Below are 23,786 nucleotides of genomic sequence, written 5' to 3' on the forward strand. Positions count from 1 at the left end.
CCTGCGCTGATGGGCATGATCGGCCCCGCGCCCGGATCGCCCACCCGGGCGGAACTGGAGATCAAGCGCTCCCGCTTCCTCACGCTCATCGCCCGTGCGGACAGCGAGGACAAGGCGCGCGCCGTCGTGGCGGCCGCACGCCGGGAGTTCCCGGACGCCGGTCACCACTGCTCGGCTTTCATCGTCCCGGCACCCGGGGGTCATCCGATCGAACGGTCCTCCGATGACGGCGAGCCGGCAGGCACCGCCGGTATGCCCATACTTGAGGCGCTGCGCGGCTCAGGGATGGAGTGCGTGGTCGCCGTCGTGGTCCGCTACTTCGGCGGCATCAAGCTCGGTACCGGAGGGTTGGTGCGTGCCTACAGGGACGCCGTCGCCGCGGCGTTGCCGCAGGTGCCGCGCGTGCGTGCCGTGCGCCGGTCACTGTTCAGGCTGGAGCTTCCGCACACCGAGGCCGGTCGGCTGGAGTCAGAGTTGCGCGCTCGCGGCGTCGATGTCGTCGGCACCGACTTCGGTGCCTCGGGTGTGACGCTCACCCTCGCCACTGCTGAGGCCGCTGCACTGGAGGATCTCATTGCGTCGCTGACCTCTGCCGCCTACTCGCCCGTCCGCGCCGGCGAGCAGATCTCCGAGGAGAAGGTGCGCTAGTGCATGAACCTGCCGGAAACCGACAACCAGGAAGGCCCATGATGACGACGGACCCCCTCTCGCGTGACGACGTGCTGGTCGACTTCATCCTGCTGAAGTTCGACGAGCTCGTGGCGCTGCTCGAGACCATGGACGATGAGTCCGCGAACGCCGAACTGCCGGCTCCGGGTAGTAACTCGGTGGTGCAGCTGATGGTTCACTGCTGCGGCATGATGCGCCGCTGGTCCTCTTCGGTGAACCGCGGAGTCGAGGTACCGCGCGATCGCGACGCGGAGTTCAGCGCCCGTATGCCCGTGCGTGAGGCCGTCTCCCTGGCCGCGCACACGCGCGCGGCCTTCCTCGCGGACGTGGCGGCCACCGATGCCGATTCCGCTCCGGCGGCCGTGCCCCAGGGGAGGGAGCACTTCTGGACTGTCTCGACCCGCGGCGTGCTGCTGCACGTGCTGGAGGAGCTCGCCCAGCACCTCGGTCAGGCCGAGATCACGCGTGATGCGCTCGCCGATCGTGGTGCCGGTCGCGACTGAGACCTCGGGACATGGTGCAGTACCCCCGCCTCGCTCGCCCCACCCCACTGTGCTTCCCTCCCACCACGCATCCTTCGCGATTGTGGTCAGATGGTGCCGCTTTGGGAGCTTTCGGGCGCGTCAGAGCGGCGCAAACTGACCACAATCGCGGGGCGTCGGGGCGTCGGGGCGTCGGGGCGTCGGGGCGTCGGGGCGTCGGGGCGTCGGGGACCGCCCCGCGCGCCGAAAGGGTGAGACAGCCCGCCACTCGCAAGCCGGGGGCCCTACGCGCGCAGTAGCGTGAGCGGGGCCCCACAACGGGCCACCAATCGCTTCATTGCCGAGGAGTCCCGCATGTCCATCTACCCGGACGTCACCGCCGCCGTCGGGCGCACCCCGCTGGTCCGGTTGAACCGCATCGTCGGAGAGCAGGCCACTGTGCTGGCCAAGCTCGAGTTCTACAACCCGGCCAACTCCGTCAAGGACCGCATCGGCGTGGCCATCGTCGACGCCGCCGAGGCCTCAGGAGAACTCCCGCCCGGCGGCACCATCGTGGAGGCGACCTCCGGGAACACCGGCATCGCGCTAGCCATGGTGGGTGCCGCTCGCGGCTACACCGTCGTCCTGTGCATGCCCTCCTCGATGTCCACGGAACGCCGCACGTTGCTGCGTGCCTACGGCGCCGAACTCGTGCTGACCGATCCCGCCCACGGCATGCGGGGCGCCGTCCAGCAGGCCGTCGACATCGCTGCCCAGCGCCCGGGCGCCATCCTGGCCCGGCAGTTCGCCAATGAAGCCAACCCGGCTGTGCACCGCCGCACCACCGCCGAGGAGATCTGGGCCGACACCAACGGCGAGGTCGACATCCTCGTAGCCGGCAGCGGGACCGGTGGCACGATCACCGGAGTCGGCCAGGTGCTCAAGGAACGCAAATCTGGCTTGCAGGTGGTGGCTGTCGAACCCGCGGAATCCCCGATCCTCTCTGGCGGCAAGCCTGGCCCGCACACGATCCAGGGCATCGGCCCGAACTTCGTTCCCGAGGTGCTCGACACCGCCGTGATCGACGAGGTCCTCACCGTCGACGTGCAGACCTCGATCCGCACCGCCCGCCGCTCCGCCACGCAGGAAGGCATCCTGGCCGGGATCTCGGGTGGCGCTGCACTCTGGGGTGCCGCCGAACTCGCTTCCCGGCCCGCGCACGCGGGGAAGACCATCGTGGTGATCATTCCCGACTTCGGTGAGCGCTACCTCTCCACCGCGCTGTTCGAAGGACTGGTGGATTGATGCCTCAGCGCTCCCAGCTGCGCACCCTGCTCCTCGAAGACCTCCGCACAGCGCGGCGCCGTGACCCGGCGGCACGCTCGCTGGTGGAGATCGCGCTCGGCTATCCGGGTGTTCACGCCCTCTGGTCGCACCGCGTCTGTCACCGTCTCTGGCGCATCAGTGCGCTCCTGCGCCTTCCCGCCCGGCTGATCTCCCAGTTCACCCGGGCCGTCACCGGTATCGAGATCCACCCCGGAGCCGAGATCGGCCGCCGCTTCTTCATCGATCACGGCATGGGCGTGGTCATCGGCGAGACCGCCGTCGTGGGCGAGGACGTCGTCCTCTTTCACGGCACCACGCTGGGTGGGGTCTCGATGTCGCGAGGCAAACGCCACCCCACGGTGGGGGATCGCGTGGTGATTGGTGCCGGCGCCAAGGTCCTCGGCCCCGTGCGCATCGGTGAGGACGCCAAGGTCGGCGCGAACGCCGTCGTGGTCAAGGACGTTCCCGACGGCGCGGTGGCCGTCGGTGTGCCCGCCACCTTGCGGAATATCGCCAAGGATCGGCGCGAGGACTGGGTGGATCCGGCCGTCTATATCTGACCTCCGGCGGCATCCCAGCGATCCCACCACGCGGGAGTGGAAGGTCTTGCCTCCACTTCTACATCGTTGTACCTTGCTGGCACACGCACGTTCTCCACTGGCAAGGCAGGCCGCAACGCCGCGGCCGATCCGAGGTAGACGAGGGAGTCGCCATGGAACGATCCAGTCCCCGCCAGAGCGCAGGCTCACGCGCTCCAGGCGGTTTGTCCCGAAGAAACTTCCTGCTCGGCGCCTCCGCGCTGGGCGGAGCAGCCGCCCTCGGGCTCGGTGGCTGCGGCCCCGCCGGCCGCCAGTCGACGGTCGAGATGTGGCACCTGCTCACCGGTCCCGATGGGCAGATCCTGAACACCATCGTTGATGAAACCCTCGCGGCGACCCCGGACATCAGCGTGAACCAGACAGTCCTGGCGTGGGGGGCGCCCTACTACACCAAGCTCGCGATGGCCTCGGTGGGCGGCCGCTCACCAGACCTCGCGGTCATGCATGTCACCCGGCTCGCCGGTTACGCGCCGGGCGGATTGATGGACTCCTGGGACCTCGATCTGCTCGCCGAACTCGGCGTCACCCCGGAGGACTTCCCCGAGGCCGTGTGGGACGCCGGGGTGTACGACGGTGAGGTCAAGGGCATCAGTCTGGACATGCACCCCTTCGTGCTCTACTTCAACACCGAGGTCGCCGAAGAAGCCGGCGTGCTCGGGTCCGATGGCCTGCTGGAGGGCATCGACACCGAGGAGGGCTTCCGCGACGTCGCCCTGCGCATGGGAGAGATCACCGGTGGCATGGGGCTCTCTTATGGCTTCCTCGGTGACATGTCCAACCAGTGGCGAGCGTTCTACACCTGGTACAGCCAGATGGGCGCCACCATCGAGCTGCCCGAGGGCGGTCCGATGCAGATCGACATGGACGCCGCGGTGCGCTCGCTGGAGTGGATGGTCTCCCTACTCGATGGCGAGGTGGCCTCGGCCTCCAACGATGGTGGAACCGCGATCTCCGAATTCGGGACGCAGCGCTCAGGAATGTTCATGGGCGGTGTCTGGGAGGTCGGCAGCTATCGCGACCAGGGCGTCCCCTTCAGCATGCAGATGATCCCGCCGATCTTCGGCGAGCCGGTCGCCTACTGCGACTCACACTCCTTCGTGCTTCCGCACCAGAACAACCCCGATCCCGATTCGCGGCGTGCTGCTCACGAGCTGGTCGCCGGTATCCTCCAGCGCTCGGTGCAGTGGGCCGACGCCGGCCACCTGCCCGTGTATCTCCCCGTGCTCGAATCCGAGGAGTACGGCCAGCTGGACCCGCAGTCGAACTACGCCGAGGCTGCTGACTACGCGGTCTACGATCCGCCGGCCTACTTCAGTGGATCGGGCGCCTCCTTCCATGACTACTTCGGTGAGTACATCCAGCGTGTGCTCACTGGCGATGTGTCTCCGGAGCAGGGCCTGGAGGCTTTTGTGGATCGCATCAACGACCTGTTGTCCCGTCCTAGCCCGATTGCAGGTGCCTGATGACGACGACCACCGAACCTCGCGAACCGCTCGCCACCGACGGCGAACTCGACACCGGCCCCCGGGTGAACAAGCCGCAGCGTCGCGATGCGCTACGTGGCTGGCTGTACATGGCCCCCTTTGCCCTGGCGTTCTTCCTGTTCCTCATCTATCCCACGGTGTACGGGCTGTGGATGAGCTTCACCGGGCGCTCCCTCATGGGGGCGAACACCGAACTATCCGGTTTCATGAACTACACCGAGGCCTTCGCCGACCCGCAGGTGTGGAGCTCGCTGTGGAACACGGTGTGGTTCACCATCCTGACCTCCGTCCCGCTGGTGATCGTCGCTCTGCTCTTCGCCGTCCTGGTGAACACCGGGGTGAAGGGCCAGTGGCTGTGGCGCTTGTCCATCTTCATGCCGTATCTGCTCGCCTCGACGGTCATCTCCCAGATCTGGGTGTGGCTCTACAACCCCGAGCTCGGCCTGATCAACGAAGTGCTCGGCTGGGTGGGCATCGGCAACATCGCCTGGCTGAACAATCCCGACACCGCGATGCTCTCGGTGGTGATCACCACCGTGTGGTGGACCATCGGGTTCAACTTCCTGCTCTATCTCTCGGCTTTGCAGGCGATCCCCGACCAGCTCTATGAGGCCGCCGAACTCGACGGCGCCGGAACCTTCCGCAAGTTCTGGTCCATCACGTTGCCGTCGCTGGCTCCGATCACCGTGCTGGTGCTGATTCTGCAGGTGCTGGCCTCGTTGAAGGTCTTCGACCAGATCTACCAGATGACCGGCGGCGGTCCGGCGGGTTCGACCCGCCCGATCCTGCAGTACGTCTACGAGGTCGGCTTCGAGGGGTACCGGCTCGGCTACGCCTCGGCCATCTCCTACCTGTTCTTCTTCCTCATCATCGGGATCTCCGTGATCTACATGGTGATCAACAGCCGTCGAGGAGCGCGCCCATGACCACCACCGTCCCCGCCGTCGGCACCGATGCCGACCGTGTCGCCGACCCGAAAGCGGTCGCCCGCAAACGCCGCGTCAGCCCGTTGACCGTCCTGGCCTACGCACTGCTGATCATCGTCGCCATCACCTGGCTGGCGCCCGTGCTCTGGGCCGCCCTGACGGGGCTGAAGTCCAATGTCGAAGCCGCATCACCGGGCTTCGTGATCATCCCCGAGGGTGGCCTGAGCCTGCAGAACTATGCCGATGTGCTGCAGGCCGGTTTGGTGCCCCGATGGGCCTTCAACTCGCTCCTGACCGCCACGGCGATCACCGTCATCACTGTGGCGATCAGTGCCCTGGCCGGCTATGCGCTCTCGCGCATGGACTTTCCCGGCCGGAAGATCACCCTGGCGGTGATCGTGGCCTCGATCCTCATCCCCGCACAGATCCTGATCGTCCCGCTCTTCCAGCAGATGGTCGACTTCAACCTGCTGGACACCTATTGGGCGATCATCTTGCCCCAGGTGGTGGCCGCCCCGATGGTCTTCATCCTGAAGAAGTTCTTCGATGCCATCCCGGTGGAACTGGAGGAAGCGGCGATGATCGACGGGGCCAGCCGGATGCGGATCCTGCTGCAGATCGTGATGCCGCTCTCCCGCCCGATCCTCGGCGCGGTTTCGATCTTCGTGTTCATCGGTGCCTGGAACAACTTCCTCTGGCCCTTCATCGCCACCACGGACTCGAACATCATGACCCTGCCGGTGGGACTGCAGACCGTGGTCTCCGGCTATGGCATCACCTACGCCTACGACATGGCCCAGGCGGTCATGGCAGCGGTGCCGCTGATCATCGCGTTCCTGTTCTTCCAGCGGCAGATCATCAAGGGCATCGCCACTTCCGGCATCACCGGTACCTGAGCCCTGCCCGACCGACCCGTCTCACCACCCCTGCTTCCCAAGGAGAAACATGCTGACCGCCTCTGCCGTACTGGACCGCGCCTTCGTGATCGGCCCGGTGCGTCCGCGCACCTTCGGTACCTTCGTCGAACACCTGGGCCGGTGTGTCTACCACGGCGTCTTCGAACCTGAGCATCCGGCAGCGGACGAGGACGGCTTCCGCACCGATGTGCTCGAGCTGACTCGCGAGCTCGGCACCACCACGGTGCGCTACCCGGGCGGTAACTTCGTCTCCGGCTATCGCTGGGAGGACGGTATCGGCCCGTCCGACCAGCGGACGCCGCGCCTGGACCTGGCCTGGCACTCCTCGGACCCGAACACCTTCGGAGTCGATGAGTTCATGAAGTGGACCAGGAAGGCCGGCGTCGAGCCCATGATGGCGGTCAACCTCGGCACCCGGGGCGTCCAGGAAGCTCTGGATCTGCTGGAGTACTGCAACGTGCCCAGCGGCTCGCACTTCGCGGACCTGCGCCGCGCACACGGCGCCGAAGACCCATACCGGGTCAAGATGTGGTGCCTGGGTAACGAGATGGACGGGCCGTGGCAGATCGGGCACAAGACGGCCGAGGAGTACGCCCGCGTGGCCACCGAGACGGCGCGCGCGATGCGGATGATCGACCCCGACCTCGAACTCGTGGCCTGCGGCTCCTCGTCCTCGACCATGCCCACCTTTGGGGAGTGGGAGGCCACGGTGCTCAAGGGCTCCTACGAGTACGTGGACTTCGTCAGTGCCCACGCGTACTACTTCGAGGAGGACGGCGATCTGCGTAGCTTCCTCGCCTCGGCCACCAATATGGACTACTTCATCGACTCGGTGTCGGCCACCGCCGACTACGCCCGCGCGGCCACCAAGCAGTCCAAGCAGATCCACATCTCCTTCGATGAATGGAACGTCTGGTACCAGCAGCGTGCCGAGTCCCGGCCCCCGAGCGGGGATGACTGGCCCATTGCCCCGGTGCTGCTGGAGGACAAGTACAACGTGGCCGATGCGGTGGTCGTGGGCAACCTGCTCATTTCACTGCTGCGGCACAGCGACCGGGTGCACGCGGCCTCGCTGGCCCAGCTGGTCAACGTGATTGCTCCGATCATGACGGAGAACGGGGGAGCGGCCTGGCGTCAGACCACCTTCCACCCCTTCTCCCTGACCGCACGGCATGCGCGGGGTGACGTACTCCGTCCCGCCGTGCATGCCCCGATGATGGAGACCGCCAAGCATGGCGAGGTCCCGGTGGTGGACCTGGTGGCCACCCGTGACGATGACGAGGCCGCGGTGTTCGTGGTCAACCGGTCCACCGACGAACCGCTCGGCCTGGAGGTCGATGTCCGTTCTCTGGGCAGCAGCGAGGTCATCGAAGCGCAGACCCTGGCCAACCCGGATCACACCTGGCAGGCCACCGCAGCCGACTCCACCTCCGTGCTTCCGCGCAAGAACTCCAGTGCCGCCATCGAGGACGGTGTGCTGCGTATCGAGCTGCCGCCCGTGTCCTGGTCCGTCATCCGTCTGCGATGATCTCGACCCGGGGGCTGGGGGATCGACGCGCATGACCTGAGAAGTGAGGAGCGCCCGTGGCAGTCACCATGCATGACGTGGCTCGGCGAGCAGGGGTGTCCGTCAAGACCGTCTCGAACGTGGTCAACGACTACCCGCACATCCGCCCGGCCACCCGTGATCGGGTGATGGCGGCCATCGCCGAGCTCGGCTACCAGCTCAATGCTTCGGCGAGGAATCTGCGGCGTGGGCGCACCGGCATCGTCGGGCTCGTGGTGCCCACCCTCTCCCTGCCCTACTTCGCCGAGCTGGCGGAGTCGGTCATTGAGGTGGCCCGCGCGCGAGGGCTGGTGGTGATCATCGAGCAGACCGGCAACTCCGACCGCGAGCGGGAACTCGAATCGCTGCACTCTTCGCGCCGCACCATGACCGACGGGCTGATCTTCTCCCCGCTGGCCCTGGGGCCTGACGACGAGCAGCTGCTGCCCACGAACCCACCGCTGGTGCTGCTCGGCGAACGCATCTTCTCCGACCGGGTCGACCACGTCACGATGCGCAACACCGAGGCCGGGCAGGCCGCCACCGAGTACCTGCTCGGTCTCGGCCGGCGGCGCATCGCGGTCATCGGCTCACACGAGGGGGAGGTGGTGGGCTCGGCAGCGCTGCGCACCCGCGGTTACGAGCTCGCCCTGCAGGGCGCCGGGCTCCCGCTCGACCCCTCGCTGTATGGAGAGGCCGGCCCATGGACCCGCGCCGCGGGGGCGGAGTCCATCGGTCGCATGCTGGACTCCGGCGTGCGACCCGATGCTGTCTTCGCGCTCAACGACACCCTGGCGATTGGCGCCATGCACGAGATCCTGGTGCGCGGCTTGACGGTGCCCGGCGACATCGCCGTCATCGGTTTCGACGACATCGAGGAGGCGGAGTACTCCGCGCCACCGCTGACCTCGGTGCACTTCGGGCGCGAGGAGATCGCTTCGGCTGCGCTCGACCTGCTGGAGGCCCGCATCGCAGGCCGTTCGGCAGAGCCCTGCCGTCACGATGCCCCGTTCCACATCGCCGAACGCGGCTCGACCATGCCGCACTCCTAGTCCAGGACCCCCCGCTGCCGGCGCTCCGCAGTGCGGTGAGCTAGATCGCGCTTCGCCCCGGGGGATGGGAAGGCTCGTGATGGCCTACGATTGTGCGGTCTATGCGCGCGCCGTGAGGTCGTTGTCCCGGCGCGCCCCGCGAGAACGACCATGGAGTACACCATCGTGAAGAGCGCCGTCGAGAACCTCGAGCCGACCCGCGTCAAGCTGACCGTGGAAGTGGGGTACGACGAGCTGAAGCCGAGCCTCGACCACGCCTACAAGCACATCGGTGAGCAGGTGAACGTCCCCGGCTTCCGTAAGGGCAAGGTTCCCCCGCCCATCCTGGAGCAGCGCGTGGGCCGTGGCGCCATCATCGAGCACGCGGTCAATGATGCTGTGCCCGGCCTGTACAACAGCGCGGTGGCCGAGGCCGGAATCCGCCCGATGTCTCAGCCGAAGATCGAGGTGACGCAGCTGCCGAACCTCACCGGCAAGGCCGGCGGAGAGCTCATCTTCGACGCCGAGGTGGACGTGCGCCCCGAGGTGAACCTGCCTGAGTTCTCCGCCCTCGAGCTCACCGTGCCCGGCGGCAAGGAGGTCTCGGAGGAGGACGTCGACGCCAAGCTCGATGAGCTGCGGGCCGGCTTCGGCACGCTCGTGGGCGTGGACCGCGCTGCGCAGCAGGGCGACTTCGTCACCCTCGACCTCAAGGCCACCATCGGCGAGGAAGAGATCGACTCTGCCTCCGGGATCTCCTACGAGATCGGCGCCGGCAACATGCTCGACGGTCTCGACGAGGCCCTCACCGGCCTGAGCGCCGGCGAGACCACCACCTTCACCACCACCCTCGCCGGTGGCGAGCACGCTGGCGAGGAGGCCGAGGTCGAGGTCAGCCCCACCGCGGTCAAGGAGCGCGAGCTCCCCGAGGCCGACGACGACTTCGCGCAGATGGCCTCGGAGTTCGACACCATCGCCGAACTGCGGGATGACCTCCGCGCGCAGGTAGCCAAGGACGCGGTCTCCGAGCAGGCCGTGGCCGCCCGGGACGCCCTGCTGGAGAAGCTGCGCGAGGACCTGGACGTGCCCGTGCCGGCCGGCCCGGTGGAGGAGGAGATCAACAAGCACCTCCAGGCCGAGGGCAAGGAGCCGGGCGATGCGCACGGCGAGGATGTGCGCGAGGAGATCACCGGCTTGGTGCGTGACCAGATCATCCTGGACGCCATCGCGGAGAAGTACGAGGTGCAGGCCACGCAGAACGAGCTGCTGGAGTACCTGGTGCAGGCCGCCAAGCAGTACGGCATGGACCCGAACCAGTTCATCCAGGCGGCGTCCCAGGCCGGCCAGATCCAGGCGTTCATGGGTGAGATCGTGCGCAACAAGTCCCTCGCGGTCGCCCTGCGTGAGGTCACCGTCAAGGACGAGGCGGGCAACGAGGTCGACCTGACCGAGTTCCTCGGCTCCGACGAGGACGACGACGCGGCGGCGGAGGTTGGCGGCGAGGACACCGAGTCCGCGGACGCCACCGAGACCGACGCCACCGAGGCCGACGAGAAGGCCTGAGCCATCCAGCCATCACGCTGAGCTTGCAGCTCCGCCCCGAGTGCGCCGACAGCGAAACGGACGCGCTCGGGGCGGAGTCGTCTTCGCAGCGCGACTAGGGTCGAGTGATCAGCAGTCAGGCCGCGGTCAGCCCGCGCCAGTAGAGGAGACCAGTCACGTGAGCAATCCGATGCCGGACCCGGTGGCGCGCGCCGAGCACGCCGGGATGAACCTGAACGAATCCATCTACAACCGCCTTCTGCGTGAGCGGATCATCTGGCTGGGTACTGAAGTGCGGGATGAGAACGCCAACGCCATCTGCGCCCAGATGATGCTCCTGGCGGCGGAGGATCCGGAGAAGGACATCTTCTTGTACATCAACTCCCCGGGTGGTTCCATCACCGCAGGGATGGCGATCTACGACACGATGCAGTTCGTCCAGCCCGACGTCGCCACCGTGGGGATCGGCATGGCGGCCTCGATGGGGCAGTTCCTGCTCTCCTCCGGTGCTCCGGGCAAGCGCTTCGCCACTCCGCACGCCCGCGTGATGATGCACCAGCCTTCGGGTGGTATCGGCGGCACTGCCACCGACATCCGCATCAACGCCGATCTCATCCTGCACATGAAGCGCCAGCTCGCGGAGATCACCGCTGAGCAAACCGGCAAGAGCGTGGAGCAGGTCAATAAGGATGCCGACCGCGACCGCTGGTTCACCGCGGCCGAGGCGCTGGAGTACGGCTTCGTCGACCACGTGGTCGAGCACGCCGCCTCAGTGCCCGGTGGTGGCGGCACGGACTCGAAGAACTGATCGGGGAGACGCAGACGATGACTTTCGATTTCCACGCCCAGGCCGGCTTCCGCCCGCAGGCCGCTGGCTCGGCAGCCCCGGCCGGAGGCATGGCCGCCAGCCCGTCCTCGCGCTATGTGCTCCCGCAGTTCGAGGAGCGGACTGCCTACGGCTACAAGCGCCAGGACCCGTACACCAAGCTCTTCGAGGACCGCATCATCTTCCTGGGTGTGCAGGTGGATGACGCCTCGGCCGATGACGTCATGGCTCAGCTCCTCGTGCTTGAGGCGCAGGACCCCGACGGCCTGATCACCATGTACATCAACTCGCCCGGTGGCTCCTTCACGGCCATGACGGCGATCTACGACACGATGCAGTACATCAAGCCGCAGATTCAGACCGTCTGCCTCGGGCAGGCGGCCTCGGCCGCCGCCGTGCTGCTCGCCGGTGGCTCCCCGGGCAAGCGCTTGGCGCTGCCCAACGCGCGCGTGATGATCCACCAGCCCTCGCTCTCCGGCGGCGGCTACGCGCAGGCCTCGGACATCGAGATCTACGCCGAGGAGGTCACCCGGATGCGTACCTGGCTGGAGGACACTCTGGCTGAGCACACCGGCACCGACATCGACGTGATCCGCCGCGACATCGAGCGCGACAAGCTGCTCACGGCGCAGCAGGCCAAGGATTACGGCCTGGTCGACCAGGTGCTCGAGTCCCGCAAGCCGCCGCAGCTTGCCCAGGCCTGACACGCGGAATCCGCCTGTCTTTCCGCCCTCGCCGCGCCGAGGGCGGAAAGACAGGACAGATGTGCCCGCCGTGGTGTGGAATGGGCACGTGCCGGATTGCCCGGCTGTCGGGCCGACTGGCACCGACAACGATCGAGATGGTGGTTGAGCGTGGCACGCACTGACGGAGCCGATCTGCTCAAGTGCTCCTTCTGCGGAAAGAGCCAGAAGCAGGTCAAGAAGCTCATCGCCGGTCCCGGCGTGTACATCTGCGACGAGTGCATCGACCTCTGCAACGAGATCATCGATGAGGAACTCGCCGAGACCGCCGAGGTCGGCTTGACCGAGCTGCCCAAGCCCCGGGAGATCTTCGACTTCCTCGGTGAGTACATCGTGGGTCAGGACCGGGCCAAGCGAGCTCTGGCGGTCGCCGTCTACAACCACTACAAGCGGGTGCAGGCCGCCGAGGTCGGTGACCACGGCGGGGAGGGCGACGCGGTCGAGATCGCGAAGTCCAACATCCTGCTGATCGGCCCCACCGGCACCGGCAAGACCTATCTTGCGCAGACGCTGGCGCGCATGCTGAACGTGCCCTTCGCGATCGCCGACGCCACCGCGCTGACCGAGGCGGGCTACGTGGGCGAGGATGTGGAGAACATCCTCCTCAAGCTCATCCAGGCCGCGGACAACGACGTCAAGAAGGCCGAGAAGGGCATCATCTACATCGATGAGATCGACAAGATCGCCCGCAAGAGCGAGAACCCGTCGATCACCAGGGATGTCTCCGGCGAGGGCGTGCAACAGGCGCTGCTGAAGATCATCGAGGGCACTCAGGCTTCCGTCCCGCCGCAGGGTGGGCGCAAGCACCCCCACCAGGAGTTCGTGCAGATCGACACCACGAACGTCCTGTTCATCGTGGCGGGCGCCTTTGCCGGCCTGGAGGAGATCGTCTCTTCCCGCTCCGGCAAGCGCGGTATCGGTTTCGGAGCCCCACTGCGCGAGGCGTCTGACAACGCGGACGCCTTTGCCGATGTGCGCCCGGAGGATCTGCACAAGTTCGGCCTGATCCCCGAGTTCGTGGGCCGGCTCCCGGTGATGGCCACGGTGCCGCCGCTCGATGCCGAGGCGCTGGTGCGGATCCTCACCGAGCCGAAGAACTCCTTCGTCAAGCAGTACCAGCGCATGTTCGAGATCGACGGCGTGGAGCTGGAGTTCACGGATGACGCTCTGGACGCCATTGCCGGGCAGGCTCTCCTGCGCGGCACGGGCGCGCGCGGCCTGCGCGCCATTATGGAAGAAGTACTGCGCGACGTGATGTTCGAGGTGCCTTCCCGTGACGACGTCGCCCGCGTGGTGATCAACCGCGACGTGGTGATGGAGAACGTCAACCCCACCCTGGTGCCGCGCAGCAAGACCAAGCGCCGCACCCCGCGCGAGAAGAGCGCTTAGCCCACACGGTCCGGGCGCGCGGGTCACAGTCCGGCCCAGGATGCGCTCAGTCCGCTAGGGAGCGAGAGTGGAGGGGACGAGATGGCCCCGACTTCGCGAGGTTGAACTCATGAATCTGAGCACCTTCACTGCCCGTCTGCCGCAGGACGTCCCCCTGGCCACGGTGGTCATGGACGCCTCCCGTGACTCCGAGACGGGCGCACAGACGTTGACCACGCGCTGGAAGGATCTCCAGCGCAGCCTCGAAGGGCTCGACGCCCCGACGTTGGAAGCACTCGACGAGGAGATCCGCACCGTCTCGCGCTCCGGCGGCAAGCACGGACGGGTGATCATCGCCGGCCAGGGGCAGGTCTACCTGGACAAGGTGCTCGCCGACCCACCGGCCGGTGACGAGGCCACGCTGGGCCAGAACCCGTTGGCCCTGGCGAGGGCTCTCGACGATCACGTGAGCTACCTCCTTGCCGCCGTGGATCGCTCTGGCGCCGACATCACCGTCCATGGCGACCCGAGTTCCGCTCCGACTGCGGTGGACCAGGAGTCCTCCGTGGACGGTGGCCACAACGAACTCCGCAAGGCGAACTCGGGCGCGCTGTCCCACAAGCGCTTCGAGTCGCGTGCGGAGGACTCCTGGGAGCGCAACGCCGAGGCCGTGGCCAGTGAACTCGACCGTCATGTGGCCGAAGACCGCCCGGAACTGCTGATCCTGACCGGTGACGTACGGGCCCGGCACCTGGTGGCGGACAATCTGCAGCAGCACGCCCGCGACATCCTGCTGCACCTCGACGGCGGCTCGCGGAACGCCGGTGCCCACGAAGACGCCTTCGAGGAGCGGTTGTCCGCCGTCCTGCTGCAGTATCGGATGCGGCGCCGCCAAGAGGTGCTGAACCGCTACGACCAGGCCCGCGGGCAGGACGGCCCCGCCGTGGCCGGCACCGACGCGGTGCTGCGGGCACTGCGCCGAGGGCAGGTGTCCGAGTTGATCCTGAACGAGACGGCCGCCGGGCCGCCGTCCACCCTCGCTGAGCGCACCGTGTGGGTGGGGGATGAGCCACTGCAGATCAGCCCCTCGCGCGAGGAGGTGGCGAGCCTGGGTGCTCAAGCCCCGCACGAGGAACGCCTCGACCTGGCGCTGGGCCAGGCGGCTGCCGCGCAGGGCGCGGAGATCATCCTGATCGACGACGCCGCTGATGGGACGCGCCTCACCGAGGGTGTGGGTGCGCTATTGCGCTGGGAGGACGACTCCACCCCGCGTGATCGCGCCTTCGGCATGAGCGGTGATCCGGCCCGGGAGACAGCGGGCAACTAGCCCGCCGTTCGCCGTACCATCGGGCCATGACGAGTGACCGGCCCCGAATCCCCGTGGAGCTGCGCCAGGCGCGGCAGACGATCGACAACATCGATGCCGCCCTGGTGCACATCCTCGCCGAACGGTTCCGCTGCACGCAGGCTGTCGGGGAGCTGAAGGCCGATCTCGGCCTGCCCGCTTCGGATCCGGCCCGTGAGGCCCGGCAGGTGGAACGGCTGCGGACGCTGGCCGAGGAGGCCGGCTTGGATCCGGTCTTCGCGGAGAAGTTCCTCGGTTTCATCGTCGAAGAGGTCATCCGCCACCACGAGCGCATCGCCGCCCAACGCGAGGGCTAGCTAAGTCGGGCCAGGCGATGACGCTCTGCCGCAGCAGACGTAGTCCTCGATCACGACGCCTGAGTCGAATGTGCGAGTTCTCGCTCTCTCGAAGGTGCGCGGCTCGTAAGGGGCATGGCCGAACATCGGGATACCTGACCGGAAGACGACGGGGCTGCGTTTCAGGACGAGATGGTCGATCTCCGACAGAAGAGATCCGGCGAGCTCACCGCCTCCGCAGAGCCAGACGTCCAGGCCTTCTTCCTGCTTCAGACGGCGGACCGTGGCGAGAGGATCGTCCGTGAGGGTGATCGCCGGATCCACCTCTCGTCGGCGACGGCTCGCAACGACCTGACGCAGGTGCGGATAGGGACTGATGATGCCGATATCGAGTGCCGGAGTGAGCGTGTTCCACCCCATGATGACGGTGTCGAATCGCGTGCGTGGTGGCTCGGTGCCCAGGGCTGCGTGCGCATGTGCGGGAAGCGCATCGGCGTACTCGCCGAACACCACTGCCGCATGATCGCCTTCGATGAGGAAGTCATCGAACCCGCCGGTGGGATCGGCGATGTACCCGTCAATGCTGACGGCGACGTAGTAGACGAGCTTCCGCATGTGTCTCCAATCACGACAGTTGTCGTAGTAAAACTACAACAGGCGTTGTGGTTTGGCTAGGATGAGTTGCATGGTTCGCAACGCTGAACGACGCCTCATCCTCGCCGACGCCGGAGTTCGGGTGCTCGCTGAGCGGGGAGCCCGCGGTCTCACCCATCGCGCTGTCGACGCCGCAGCCGGCACACCGCGCGGCACCGCCTCGAACTACTTCCCGAGCCGTGACGACCTCATCTCCGCTCTCGTCGACCGTATCGGAGAGCGACTCCTCCCCGGTCCCGACGCCGTTTCCTCGGACGGCACCCGGGCACCTGATCGGGCGCTCTTTGCCGACTACGTGCGCGATGTCGTGCGACGTCTCAGTGCTGACCCGCACGTGTCGCTCGCGCTCTTCGAACTGCGCCTTGAGGCGGCTCGACGCCCCAGCGTCGCTGCCACGCTCGGAGCCTGGCGACAGCGAGCCTTTCAGGACGATGTCACCTTCAACGACGCCTCCGGTCTTCCCGGAGGACCAACCGAGATCGCCCTGCTGCACTACGCCATTGACGGACTGATGTTCGACCACCTCACCGCGCCACTGGACACCGGGCTATCGGTCGACGCCGCCGTCAGCGCACTTGTAGACCGCATCCTGCGATGAGGGCGGGGATGGGGCCGAGCGAGGCGGGTCTGGGCCCTAGAACGGCGGCCAGGGAATGACGGGCAAGTCGTCCCGGGGCTCGGGGAAGACCGGTGCCGCAAGGAGTTCCTCGCAACGCCTGGCTAGCGCCGCGATCTCCTCCGCCGAGATCAGCTGAGCGAGTTGGTGGCGCAACGCTCCGCCCGCGGCGTTGTCAGTGGTGTCGCTGCCGCCAGTACTGCTACGACTGATGAGGGCCGCCTGAACCCGCCGGAGGCCGCCGACCTCGTCCTCACTGAGGTCCTCGCCCGCCCAACCCCACAGCACGGTGCGCAGCTTGTCCTCGGTGTGGAAGGTCAGACCATGGTCGATGCCGTAGCGATGACCGTCGGCCCGCTCGAGGACGTGGTGGCCCTTGCGGTCCGCATTGTTCGCCAGCAGGTCGAAGACCGCGATCCGGCGCAGCGCGGCACTGTTCTCGTGCACGACGAGCACTGGCCTGTCCTGGGCATCGAGGCCCTGCAGCACCGGAATCATGTCTGGCGCCAGGTGCCGGTCCGCGGGCACGAGCGTGACGGCATCCTGCTTGGGATCCGGTTCGCACCACCGCTGCACCATGCCAGGCCCGAGTGGACCGTCGGTCAACCACGTCGCCGGCACCACGGACCATCGAAGGGTTTCGGAGAGCAGATAGGCCGCGATCTCCCGACCGGCGAGTGTGCCGCTCGGGAAGTCCCACAGCGGTTGCTCGCCGGCCACAGGTTTGTACACCACCTTCTGATCACCGACGAAGGCGGTGAAGGTGGCATTCGAGGCCGTGATGATCGGCTCGCCCAGTTCGAGAGTCCCGGCCAGTTCCTCGGGTGGCGTGACGGGCACGGTTCAGTCCAGGCTGGGGCCCGGGCACACATGGCCTCCGGGGTCCACGGGCCCGCCGCACAGCGGGCACGGTGGCCGCCCGGCGGCCACCACATCGCGCGCTCGCTTGGCGAAGGCGCGCGCCGCCCCGACCGGAACGCGCACGACGAGGAGTTCTTCGGGCTCGTCGTCGATGGCCTCGTCGTCGCCGGGGAACGCTGCCGCCTCGATCGCGATCTGACGGCTGCTCGGGTCCCAGCCCAATGCCAGCGGCCCCACCCGGAACTGCTCCACGATCGGCTCGTCGAGCGGCTCCTCGTCCACCAGTTCGGGCATGGGACTCTCGGGCACTGAGGCTGGGTTGCCCTCTTGGCTCCTCAGTTCGTCGAGGATCTGGTCCATCCCGGCAGCGATGGCGGCCGCCTGTTGCTTCTCAAGCGCCACGCTGAGCACGTCGCTCTGGTGGCGCACCTGGAGGTAGAAGGTCCGTGCTCCGGGCTCGCCCACGGCCCCGAGCACGAAACGATCCGGCCAGTCGTATTCATGGCGGATTGTGGGCACGGGACCATCCTACGGAGCGGAGCCACCGGGTTGGGTACCTGGGGTGGGTGCCTCCAGCCAGGTGAGATCGCCGCCGGCCGTGTTCAGTGCCAGCACCGCAGGTCGTTCGGGCGTGTACCGCACGATGGAGACCGATCCGGGGAAGACCTGAAGGCGCTGGTAGTGGTCGAGGTGCATGCCGCAGGCCTCAGCCAGCGTGGAGGCGATGATGTCGCCGTGGCTGACCAATGCCCACACGGCCTTCGGGCCGTGTGTGGCCTCTACCTCGGCGTCGTGGCGTCGCACCGCTTCGACGGCGCGAGCCTGCATGGCCCGCAGGGACTCCCCGCCGGGGAAGGTCACCGCCGACGGCTGACGTTGTACCTGGGACCACAGCGGTTCGGCCGTGAGGTCCTTGAGGGAACGTCCCTGCCACTGCCCGTAATCACCCTCGGTGAGCCCGTCCTCCTCGAGCCGGGGGAGATCCTCGCGCTGGTACGCCGCCACAGCCTGCGCCGTCTGCTGGCAACGCAGCAGCGGACTGGAGACCAGGCGAGCCAGCGTGAGCCGCTGCAACCGTGTGCCGGCCTCCTCTGCTTGGCGCCGGCCCGTGTCGTCGAGGGATATACCGGCGGACCGCCCGGCGAGCACTCCCGCGGTGTTGGCGGTGCTGCGGCCATGCCGGATCAGGATGAGGGTGGCCATGAGCTCACCTCAGCTGCGTGCGACCGGCTCGCCGAGTTCGTGGGCGAGCACGGTGACGCCGTCCTCACCGGCGTCGAGGGTCAGTGTCCCGGTCACCTTGGCGGCCGCGCGGAGGTCGGCCAGCCCGTCCTGCACCAGGGCGGCGGCGGCAGCCGGCAGCTGCAGGTGGGCCGAGAGGATGGGGGTGGCCTGCTTGACCTTGGCCTCGGACTTCAGCTTCCGCAGCGCAGCCAGGGCCTGGCCCACGGCGCCGAGCAGCGCTGGGTCGACGGTGCCGGCCGCAGCGGTGAGCGAGGCGGACTCGGGCCAGGGCGCGCGGTGCACCGAGCCGGTGCGGTACCAGCTCCACACCTCCTCGGTGGCGTAGGGCAGCACCGGGGCGAGCAGGCGCACGAAGGTATCGACTGCGATGGCCAGGGCGGCGCGAGCCGAGAGCGCTTCGGCCGGTGCGAGTGCTCCGTCCCGGTTGTAGGCGCGCTCCTTGACCAACTCGAGGTAGTCGTCGCAGAACGTCCAGAACAGCGACTCAGTGAGGTTCAACGCCCTGGCATGATCGAAGGAGGCCAGCGCCGTGGTGGCGCTGTCGACCACCTCGGCCAGAGCGGCGAGCATGGCACGGTCGAGTGGCTCGCTGACGGCGCCGGGGTCGAGCACCAGCTCGGCGTCGCCTCCCATCGTCAGAGCGAACTTCGAGGCGTTGAGCAGCTTGATCGCCAGGCGGCGACCGATCTTGATCTGGCTCACCTCGAAGGCGGTGTCCGTGCCGAAGCGCGCCGAGGCTGCCCAGTAGCGCACGGCGTCGGAACCATGCTGCTCCAGTAGGTCCAGGGGTGTCACAACGTTCCCCTTGGACTTCGACATCTTCTTCTTGTCCTCCGGGTCGAGCACCCAGCCCGAGATCGGCGCATGCCGCCACGGCAGGGAGTCGAACTCCAGGTGGGAGCGCAGCACGGTGGAGAACAGCCAGGTACGGATGATCTCGTGCGCCTGGGGGCGCATGTCCATCGGGAAGACCCTGGAGAAGAGATCCTCGTCCTCCAGCCAACCGCCGGCCAGCTGCGGGGTGAGGGAGGACGTGGCCCAGGTGTCCATGATGTCGGGTTCGCCGACGAAACCGCCGGGCTTGCCGCGCTGGTCCTCGGTGAAACCGGCGGGCACCTCGCTGGAGGGATCCACGGGTAGGGAGGCCTCGTCGGGGGTGATGACGGCGTTGTAATCGACCTCGCCGTCGGCGTCCACGCGGTACCACAGCGGGAAGGGCACGCCGAAGAAGCGCTGGCGCGAGATCAGCCAATCGCCGTTGAGTCCGCCCACCCAGTTGTCGTAGCGCACCCGCATGAACGAGGGGTGGAAGTCCAGTTCCTGGCCGCGAGCGAGCAGCTCGGCGCGCAGGTCGCGACCGTCCACGGAGCGTCCGCCGTTGCGGATGTACCACTGGCGTGAGGTGACGATCTCCAGCGGCTTGTCGCCCTTCTCGTAGAAGTTCGCTTTCCGCTGGGTGGCCTTGGGCTCGGCGAGCAGATCCCCGGAATCCTGCAATTTCTCCACCACGGTCTTGCGAGCGGAGAAGGTGGTCTGCCCGGCCATCTCGGCGTAGGCAGCCCGCCCCTTCTCGGAGGTGATCCACTCCGGCACCTCGGCCAGCACGCGGCCGTTGCGGCCGATCACCGGGCGGGTGGGCAGGTCGAGTTCACGCCACCACTGCACGTCGGTGAGGTCACCGAAGGTGCAGCACATGGCGATGCCCGCGCCCTTGTCCATCTCGGCGGCCGGGTGGGACAGCACCGGGACTTCCACGCCGTAGACGGGGGAGGTGACCGTGGTGCCGAACAGCGGCTGGTAGCGCTCGTCATCGGGGTGGGCGATGAGCGCGACGCAGGCGGCGAGGAGCTCGGGGCGCGTCGTCTCGATGACCACGTTGGCGCCGTCCGGGGCGTGGAAGGCCACCTCGTGGAAGTGCCCGGGGTAGTCCCGTGCCTCGAGCTCCGCCTGGGCGACCGCCGTCTGGAAGGTGACGTCCCAGAGCCCGGGCGCGGCGGCCTGATAGGCCTCACCGCGGGCGAGGTTGCGCAGGAAAGCCACCTGGGCAACCTTGCGGGCGCGGCTGCCGATGGTCTGGTACTGGTAGGCCCAGTCCACGCTCAGGCCGAGGTGGCGCCAGAGTTCCTCGAAGCTCTTCTCGTCCTCGACCGTGAGCTCCTCGCAGAGCTCGATGAAGTTGCGCCGCGAGACCGGCACCTGGTCACCGGGCTTGACCACCTTGCCGCCGCGTTGCGGGGGAGTGAAGGACTCGTCGTAGGGCAGGGCCGGTTCGCAGCGCACGCCGAAGTAGTTCTGCACGCGACGCTCGGTGGGCAGGCCGTTGTCGTCCCAGCCCACCGGGTAGAAGACGGACTTGCCGCGCATGCGCTGGAACCGGGCCACGACGTCGGACTGGGTGTAGGAGAAGACGTGCCCCATGTGCAGGGAACCGGAGACCGTGGGGGGCGGGGTGTCGATGGAGAAGACCTGCTCGCGCGTGGCGGAGCGGTCGAAGTCGTAAGTGCCCTCGGTCTGCCAGGCGGCGGCCCACTTGGCTTCGAGCCCCTCCAGTCCGACCTGCTGCGGTACCTGCGGCGCGGGCAAGGGCTCGGCCGGGGTGGCAGGGGCTGCGCTCGCGGGCGCGGCAGGGTCGGGGAGGTTCTGCTGGCTCATGGTTCCCGATTCTTCCATGGAGCCCGGCGCGGGTGTCACGCCGCAGCGGGTGGGGCCCAGCCGGCCGGGGCCGCGTCGGTCACATCGAGGAGCGGACCGTGGGGGCTGGCCCTTCCCCGGTGGAGACGTCGGCGAGGCGCGCCATGGTCGCGTCGGCGCGGCGCACGCGGGCCAGGGGGTGGCCGGGAAGCGCGTCGTCGAGGAAGTCGTAGCGCGCGGCGGTCTCGCGGGCGGCGCGATCCCCGGTGCGGGCAGCGGCCACGGTGGCCTCCCACCAGTCGGCGATGTCACCCCAGCCCGGCGCGGCGAGCGAGCCGCCGAACTGGCGCACGGCCAGCGCGGAGCACAGCACGGCGAAGCGCAGCCGGCGCAACAGGTCCCAGCCGTTGATGGTGCCGGTGATCAGCGCGGCGCCGAAGACGTCGCCAGCGCCGGTCGCGTCCAGCGCCTCCACTTGAAGGGGATCGACCTCGACCTCCTCACCGCTAGCCGAGTCCACGGCCACGGCACCATCCGCACCCCGGGTGACCACCGCCAGTGGCACCCGCTCGGCGAGAGCCCTGGCGGCTTCCACTGCCGAGTCCGCGCGGGTGTAGGCCATGGCCTCGACCTCGTTCGGGGTGAAGGCGTGGCAACCCTCCAGCAGGTCCAGCCAGGCCGGATCCCACGAGCCCTCGGGATCCCAGCCGACGTCGGCGAAGATCAGAGTCCCGCGCGCCGCGAGATCACGCCACCACGGCTCGCCCTCGGCGGAGAGTTCGGCGACGACGGCATGGGCGTAGCGCGCCCCGGAGACCAGCGCGCTCGCGGGTTCGGGATCGGGGTGGCCGTGGGAGATCATCGCGCGGTCGTTCTCCATGGCGAGGGAGACGGTCACGGAGGTGTGCCAGTGGCGGTAGCGGCGTGAGGCGCTCAGGTCCACTCCTTCCTGCTTGCCCAGCACGGTCCAGAGCCAGTCGGCGTAGGCGTCGTCGCCGAAGGCGCCGGCCAGACCGGTGCTCAGGCCCAGCCGGGAGGCCGCGACGGCCAGGTTCGCGATGCCCCCCGGTGCCGACCCCATGCCCGAGGCCCACACCTCGGTGCCGGGCACCGGGCCGGAGGGCAATCCGGTGAAAACCAGGTCAAAGAAGACCGGGCCGGTCACCAGCACATCCAGAGGCTGCTGGGTGGCATAGGGGGAGGCCGGCTGGGCGAACTGAGCGGGTTGAGTGCGCACACCGTGATCCTGCCAGGTTCGCTTCGCATTACGGTGGCATGATGCGTCTCACTATTCTCGGCGGCGGCGGTTTCCGGGTGCCCCAGGTCCATCAGGCCCTTCTCGCGGCGCGCGAGCGCATCGATGTGGACGAACTCGTCCTCTACGACGTTGACGCCGATCGGCTCGCCGTGATGCGAGCGGTGCTGGAGCAGCGCGCCGCGACGCTGGGTCGTGCTGACGCTGGTCGTGCGGCTGCGGGCACTGAGCATTCGGCTGGTGGCGGTGTGCCGGCGCTCCGCACCACGACCGACCTCGATGAAGCGGTCACCGGCGCTGACGTGATCTTCTCGGCCATCCGCGTGGGAGGCACCGCCGGCCGCGTGGCCGACGAGCGCACGGCCCTCGGCGAGGGGGTCCTCGGTCAGGAGACGGTCGGTGCCGGAGGCCTCGCCTATGCACTGCGCACCGTGCCGGTGGTCGATCACGTGGCCCGGCGGATCGCGGAGCTGGCGCCGCAGGCCTGGACGATCTCCTTCACCAACCCCGCCTCCATCGTCACCGAGGCCATGCGGGTGGCCCTGGGGGAGCGGGTGGTCGGGATCTGCGACACGCCCATCTCGCTGGTGCGGCGCGCGCTGCGGGCTCTCGGACTGCCGCCGGAGGCCTTCGATCGCGGCGAGGCCATTGTGGACTACGCCGGCCTGAACCATTGCGGCTGGCTGCGCAGTATCCGCGCTCGCGGCGGGGCCGACGTCGGCGGGATCGAGTTCCTCCCCGGCCTGCTGGCCGACGAGGCCGCGGCCTCCTCGCTGGAAGAAGTGCGGCTGCTGGGTGTGGACTGGGTGCGCGCCTCGGGGGCCCTGCCGAACGAGTACCAGTACTACTACGACCATGCGCGCGAGGCGCTGGGGGCGATCGCGCGCGCAGAACACACCCGCGGGGAGTACCTCGCCGAGCAGCAGCACGCCTTCTACTCTGCGGCGGCGGCCCAACCGGAGCAGGCCGGGCAGCTGTGGCAGCAGGCGCACGCCGAGCGAGAGGCCACCTACATGGCCACCGAGCGGGACACCCAGGGGGCCGGCGCACGTGAGGAGGAGGATCTCGGCGGCGGCTATCACGAGGTGGCGATCGACCTCATGGCGGCACTGCTCGGGGTGGAAGAGCACCGCATGATCCTGAACATCGGCAATGCCGGGCCGGACGCGGCTCCGCTGATCCCCGGGCTCCCGCTGGGCGCGGTGGTGGAGGTGCCGGTGCTGGCTGACCGCGGGGGCATTCATCCGCTGGCCTCGGGCACTCCGCTCGACGGCGACAAACTCGCCCGGGTCCAGGCGGTGAAGTCCGCCGAACGGCTGATCATCGAGGCCGCCCGGACCCGCTCGAAGGACAAGGCCTGGCGAGCGTTCGCGGCCCACCCCCTGGTGGATTCGGTCGAGGCGGCCCAGCACATCGTGGACCGGGTGTGGGTCTAGCCTGGAGGT

General features: G+C 68.2%; 23 protein-coding genes. 17 read left to right on the forward strand and 6 right to left on the reverse strand.

All coding sequences use genetic code 11. The features are described from left to right. Positions 1 to 9: 9 nt before the first annotated feature. The 15 genes from EDD31_RS11525 (at position 10) to EDD31_RS11595 (ending at position 15,100) form a co-directional block, all read left to right on the forward strand. Positions 10 to 648 carry an IMPACT family protein gene (locus EDD31_RS11525; protein ID WP_123304279.1) on the forward strand — a complete coding sequence of 213 codons (639 nt, stop codon included), beginning with the start codon at positions 10 to 12 and terminating at the stop codon, positions 646 to 648. Positions 649 to 689: 41 nt separating this feature from the next. Then, positions 690 to 1,172 (forward strand): mycothiol transferase, encoded by a 483-nt coding sequence (locus EDD31_RS11530; RefSeq protein WP_245991154.1) that lies wholly within the window; start codon positions 690 to 692, stop codon positions 1,170 to 1,172. A 333-nt stretch (positions 1,173 to 1,505) separates the two neighbouring features. Further along, on the forward strand, positions 1,506 to 2,435 hold the full coding sequence (cysK, locus tag EDD31_RS11535; protein ID WP_123304281.1) for a cysteine synthase A: 930 nt from the start codon (positions 1,506 to 1,508) through the stop codon (positions 2,433 to 2,435). Then, entirely contained in the window at positions 2,435 to 3,016 is a 582-nt protein-coding gene (epsC, locus tag EDD31_RS11540) for a serine O-acetyltransferase EpsC (RefSeq protein WP_123304282.1), read from the forward strand. Before cysK ends, epsC begins: the two co-directional genes overlap by 1 nt. A gap of 152 nt (positions 3,017 to 3,168) precedes the next feature. Further along, entirely contained in the window at positions 3,169 to 4,518 is a 1,350-nt protein-coding gene (locus tag EDD31_RS11545; protein ID WP_123304283.1) for an extracellular solute-binding protein, read from the forward strand. Further along, positions 4,518 to 5,465, forward strand: a complete 948-nt coding sequence (locus tag EDD31_RS11550; RefSeq protein ID WP_123304284.1) for a carbohydrate ABC transporter permease — start codon at positions 4,518 to 4,520, stop codon at positions 5,463 to 5,465. Before EDD31_RS11545 ends, EDD31_RS11550 begins: the two co-directional genes overlap by 1 nt. Beyond that, positions 5,462 to 6,361 (forward strand): carbohydrate ABC transporter permease, encoded by a 900-nt coding sequence (locus tag EDD31_RS11555; RefSeq protein WP_123304285.1) that lies wholly within the window; start codon positions 5,462 to 5,464, stop codon positions 6,359 to 6,361. The genes EDD31_RS11550 and EDD31_RS11555 overlap by 4 nt, the downstream gene beginning before the upstream one ends. Before the next feature lie 49 nt (positions 6,362 to 6,410). Further along, entirely contained in the window at positions 6,411 to 7,910 is a 1,500-nt protein-coding gene (arfA, locus tag EDD31_RS11560) for an arabinosylfuranosidase ArfA (protein WP_123304286.1), read from the forward strand. Positions 7,911 to 7,966: 56 nt separating this feature from the next. Beyond that, a complete protein-coding gene (locus EDD31_RS11565) occupies positions 7,967 to 8,980 on the forward strand; it encodes a LacI family DNA-binding transcriptional regulator (RefSeq protein ID WP_245991155.1) in 1,014 nt (337 codons plus the stop codon). 150 nt (positions 8,981 to 9,130) lie between these two features. Beyond that, positions 9,131 to 10,522 (forward strand): trigger factor, encoded by a 1,392-nt coding sequence (gene tig, locus EDD31_RS11570; RefSeq protein WP_425453713.1) that lies wholly within the window; start codon positions 9,131 to 9,133, stop codon positions 10,520 to 10,522. Between the two features lie 169 nt (positions 10,523 to 10,691). Continuing rightward, positions 10,692 to 11,309 (forward strand): ATP-dependent Clp protease proteolytic subunit, encoded by a 618-nt coding sequence (locus EDD31_RS11575; protein ID WP_123305472.1) that lies wholly within the window; start codon positions 10,692 to 10,694, stop codon positions 11,307 to 11,309. Between the two features lie 17 nt (positions 11,310 to 11,326). Continuing rightward, positions 11,327 to 12,031 (forward strand): ATP-dependent Clp protease proteolytic subunit, encoded by a 705-nt coding sequence (locus EDD31_RS11580; RefSeq protein WP_123304287.1) that lies wholly within the window; start codon positions 11,327 to 11,329, stop codon positions 12,029 to 12,031. 150 nt (positions 12,032 to 12,181) lie between these two features. Continuing rightward, entirely contained in the window at positions 12,182 to 13,459 is a 1,278-nt protein-coding gene (gene clpX, locus EDD31_RS11585; RefSeq protein ID WP_123304288.1) for an ATP-dependent Clp protease ATP-binding subunit ClpX, read from the forward strand. Between the two features lie 109 nt (positions 13,460 to 13,568). Beyond that, positions 13,569 to 14,765: a baeRF2 domain-containing protein gene (locus EDD31_RS11590; protein ID WP_123304289.1), complete on the forward strand. Its 1,197-nt coding sequence runs from the start codon at positions 13,569 to 13,571 to the stop codon at positions 14,763 to 14,765. A gap of 26 nt (positions 14,766 to 14,791) precedes the next feature. Continuing rightward, positions 14,792 to 15,100, forward strand: a complete 309-nt coding sequence (locus tag EDD31_RS11595; protein ID WP_123304290.1) for a chorismate mutase — start codon at positions 14,792 to 14,794, stop codon at positions 15,098 to 15,100. Here the strand turns inward: EDD31_RS11595 and EDD31_RS11600 are convergent, their stop codons facing one another. Then, a complete protein-coding gene (locus EDD31_RS11600) occupies positions 15,101 to 15,694 on the reverse strand; it encodes a dihydrofolate reductase family protein (RefSeq protein ID WP_123304291.1) in 594 nt (197 codons plus the stop codon). 70 nt (positions 15,695 to 15,764) lie between these two features. On the opposite strand from EDD31_RS11600, the gene EDD31_RS11605 reads away from it, so the two are divergent. Further along, positions 15,765 to 16,331 carry a TetR/AcrR family transcriptional regulator gene (locus tag EDD31_RS11605; RefSeq protein ID WP_123304292.1) on the forward strand — a complete coding sequence of 189 codons (567 nt, stop codon included), beginning with the start codon at positions 15,765 to 15,767 and terminating at the stop codon, positions 16,329 to 16,331. Between the two features lie 36 nt (positions 16,332 to 16,367). On the opposite strand, the gene EDD31_RS11610 is transcribed toward EDD31_RS11605, so the two are convergent. The 5 genes from EDD31_RS11610 to EDD31_RS11630 all read right to left on the reverse strand — a co-directional run bounded on the left by EDD31_RS11610 (position 16,368) and on the right by EDD31_RS11630 (position 22,323). Further along, a complete protein-coding gene (locus EDD31_RS11610) occupies positions 16,368 to 17,189 on the reverse strand; it encodes an SCO1664 family protein (protein ID WP_123304293.1) in 822 nt (273 codons plus the stop codon). A gap of 3 nt (positions 17,190 to 17,192) precedes the next feature. Next, positions 17,193 to 17,729, reverse strand: coding sequence for a DUF3090 domain-containing protein (locus EDD31_RS11615; RefSeq protein ID WP_123304294.1), 537 nt, complete (start codon positions 17,727 to 17,729; stop codon positions 17,193 to 17,195). Between the two features lie 9 nt (positions 17,730 to 17,738). Further along, positions 17,739 to 18,413: an MSMEG_4193 family putative phosphomutase gene (locus EDD31_RS11620; protein WP_123304295.1), complete on the reverse strand. Its 675-nt coding sequence runs from the start codon at positions 18,411 to 18,413 to the stop codon at positions 17,739 to 17,741. Between the two features lie 9 nt (positions 18,414 to 18,422). Further along, on the reverse strand, positions 18,423 to 21,107 hold the full coding sequence (gene valS, locus EDD31_RS11625) for a valine--tRNA ligase (protein WP_123304296.1): 2,685 nt from the start codon (positions 21,105 to 21,107) through the stop codon (positions 18,423 to 18,425). Positions 21,108 to 21,186: 79 nt separating this feature from the next. Further along, positions 21,187 to 22,323 (reverse strand): carbohydrate kinase family protein, encoded by a 1,137-nt coding sequence (locus EDD31_RS11630; RefSeq protein ID WP_123304297.1) that lies wholly within the window; start codon positions 22,321 to 22,323, stop codon positions 21,187 to 21,189. A gap of 41 nt (positions 22,324 to 22,364) precedes the next feature. Here EDD31_RS11630 and EDD31_RS11635 point away from each other — a divergent pair, with 41 nt between their 5' ends. Further along, positions 22,365 to 23,777: a family 4 glycosyl hydrolase gene (locus EDD31_RS11635; protein WP_123305474.1), complete on the forward strand. Its 1,413-nt coding sequence runs from the start codon at positions 22,365 to 22,367 to the stop codon at positions 23,775 to 23,777. The last annotated feature ends 9 nt before the right edge of the window (positions 23,778 to 23,786 follow it).

Origin of the sequence: Bogoriella caseilytica, from assembly GCF_003752405.1 — a bacterium.
Lineage (GTDB): Bacteria > Actinomycetota > Actinomycetes > Actinomycetales > Actinomycetaceae > Allobogoriella > Allobogoriella caseilytica.

What these genes read in the sequence shown, in the direction of transcription:
- EDD31_RS11600 (WP_123304291.1), bottom strand. Translation starts at nt 15,694, where the DNA reads ATGCGGAAGCTCGTCTACTACGTCGCCGTCAGCATTGACGGGTACATC.
- arfA (WP_123304286.1), top strand. Translation starts at nt 6,411, where the DNA reads ATGCTGACCGCCTCTGCCGTACTGGACCGCGCCTTCGTGATCGGCCCG.
- EDD31_RS11595 (WP_123304290.1), top strand. Translation starts at nt 14,792, where the DNA reads ATGACGAGTGACCGGCCCCGAATCCCCGTGGAGCTGCGCCAGGCGCGG.
- cysK (WP_123304281.1), top strand. Translation starts at nt 1,506, where the DNA reads ATGTCCATCTACCCGGACGTCACCGCCGCCGTCGGGCGCACCCCGCTG.
- EDD31_RS11590 (WP_123304289.1), top strand. Translation starts at nt 13,569, where the DNA reads ATGAATCTGAGCACCTTCACTGCCCGTCTGCCGCAGGACGTCCCCCTG.
- EDD31_RS11605 (WP_123304292.1), top strand. Translation starts at nt 15,765, where the DNA reads ATGGTTCGCAACGCTGAACGACGCCTCATCCTCGCCGACGCCGGAGTT.
- tig (WP_425453713.1), top strand. Translation starts at nt 9,131, where the DNA reads ATGGAGTACACCATCGTGAAGAGCGCCGTCGAGAACCTCGAGCCGACC.
- EDD31_RS11575 (WP_123305472.1), top strand. Translation starts at nt 10,692, where the DNA reads ATGCCGGACCCGGTGGCGCGCGCCGAGCACGCCGGGATGAACCTGAAC.
- EDD31_RS11550 (WP_123304284.1), top strand. Translation starts at nt 4,518, where the DNA reads ATGACGACGACCACCGAACCTCGCGAACCGCTCGCCACCGACGGCGAA.
- EDD31_RS11635 (WP_123305474.1), top strand. Translation starts at nt 22,365, where the DNA reads ATGCGTCTCACTATTCTCGGCGGCGGCGGTTTCCGGGTGCCCCAGGTC.
- epsC (WP_123304282.1), top strand. Translation starts at nt 2,435, where the DNA reads ATGCCTCAGCGCTCCCAGCTGCGCACCCTGCTCCTCGAAGACCTCCGC.
- EDD31_RS11530 (WP_245991154.1), top strand. Translation starts at nt 690, where the DNA reads ATGACGACGGACCCCCTCTCGCGTGACGACGTGCTGGTCGACTTCATC.
- EDD31_RS11525 (WP_123304279.1), top strand. Translation starts at nt 10, where the DNA reads ATGGGCATGATCGGCCCCGCGCCCGGATCGCCCACCCGGGCGGAACTG.
- EDD31_RS11545 (WP_123304283.1), top strand. Translation starts at nt 3,169, where the DNA reads ATGGAACGATCCAGTCCCCGCCAGAGCGCAGGCTCACGCGCTCCAGGC.
- EDD31_RS11580 (WP_123304287.1), top strand. Translation starts at nt 11,327, where the DNA reads ATGACTTTCGATTTCCACGCCCAGGCCGGCTTCCGCCCGCAGGCCGCT.
- EDD31_RS11620 (WP_123304295.1), bottom strand. Translation starts at nt 18,413, where the DNA reads ATGGCCACCCTCATCCTGATCCGGCATGGCCGCAGCACCGCCAACACC.
- valS (WP_123304296.1), bottom strand. Translation starts at nt 21,107, where the DNA reads ATGAGCCAGCAGAACCTCCCCGACCCTGCCGCGCCCGCGAGCGCAGCC.
- EDD31_RS11555 (WP_123304285.1), top strand. Translation starts at nt 5,462, where the DNA reads ATGACCACCACCGTCCCCGCCGTCGGCACCGATGCCGACCGTGTCGCC.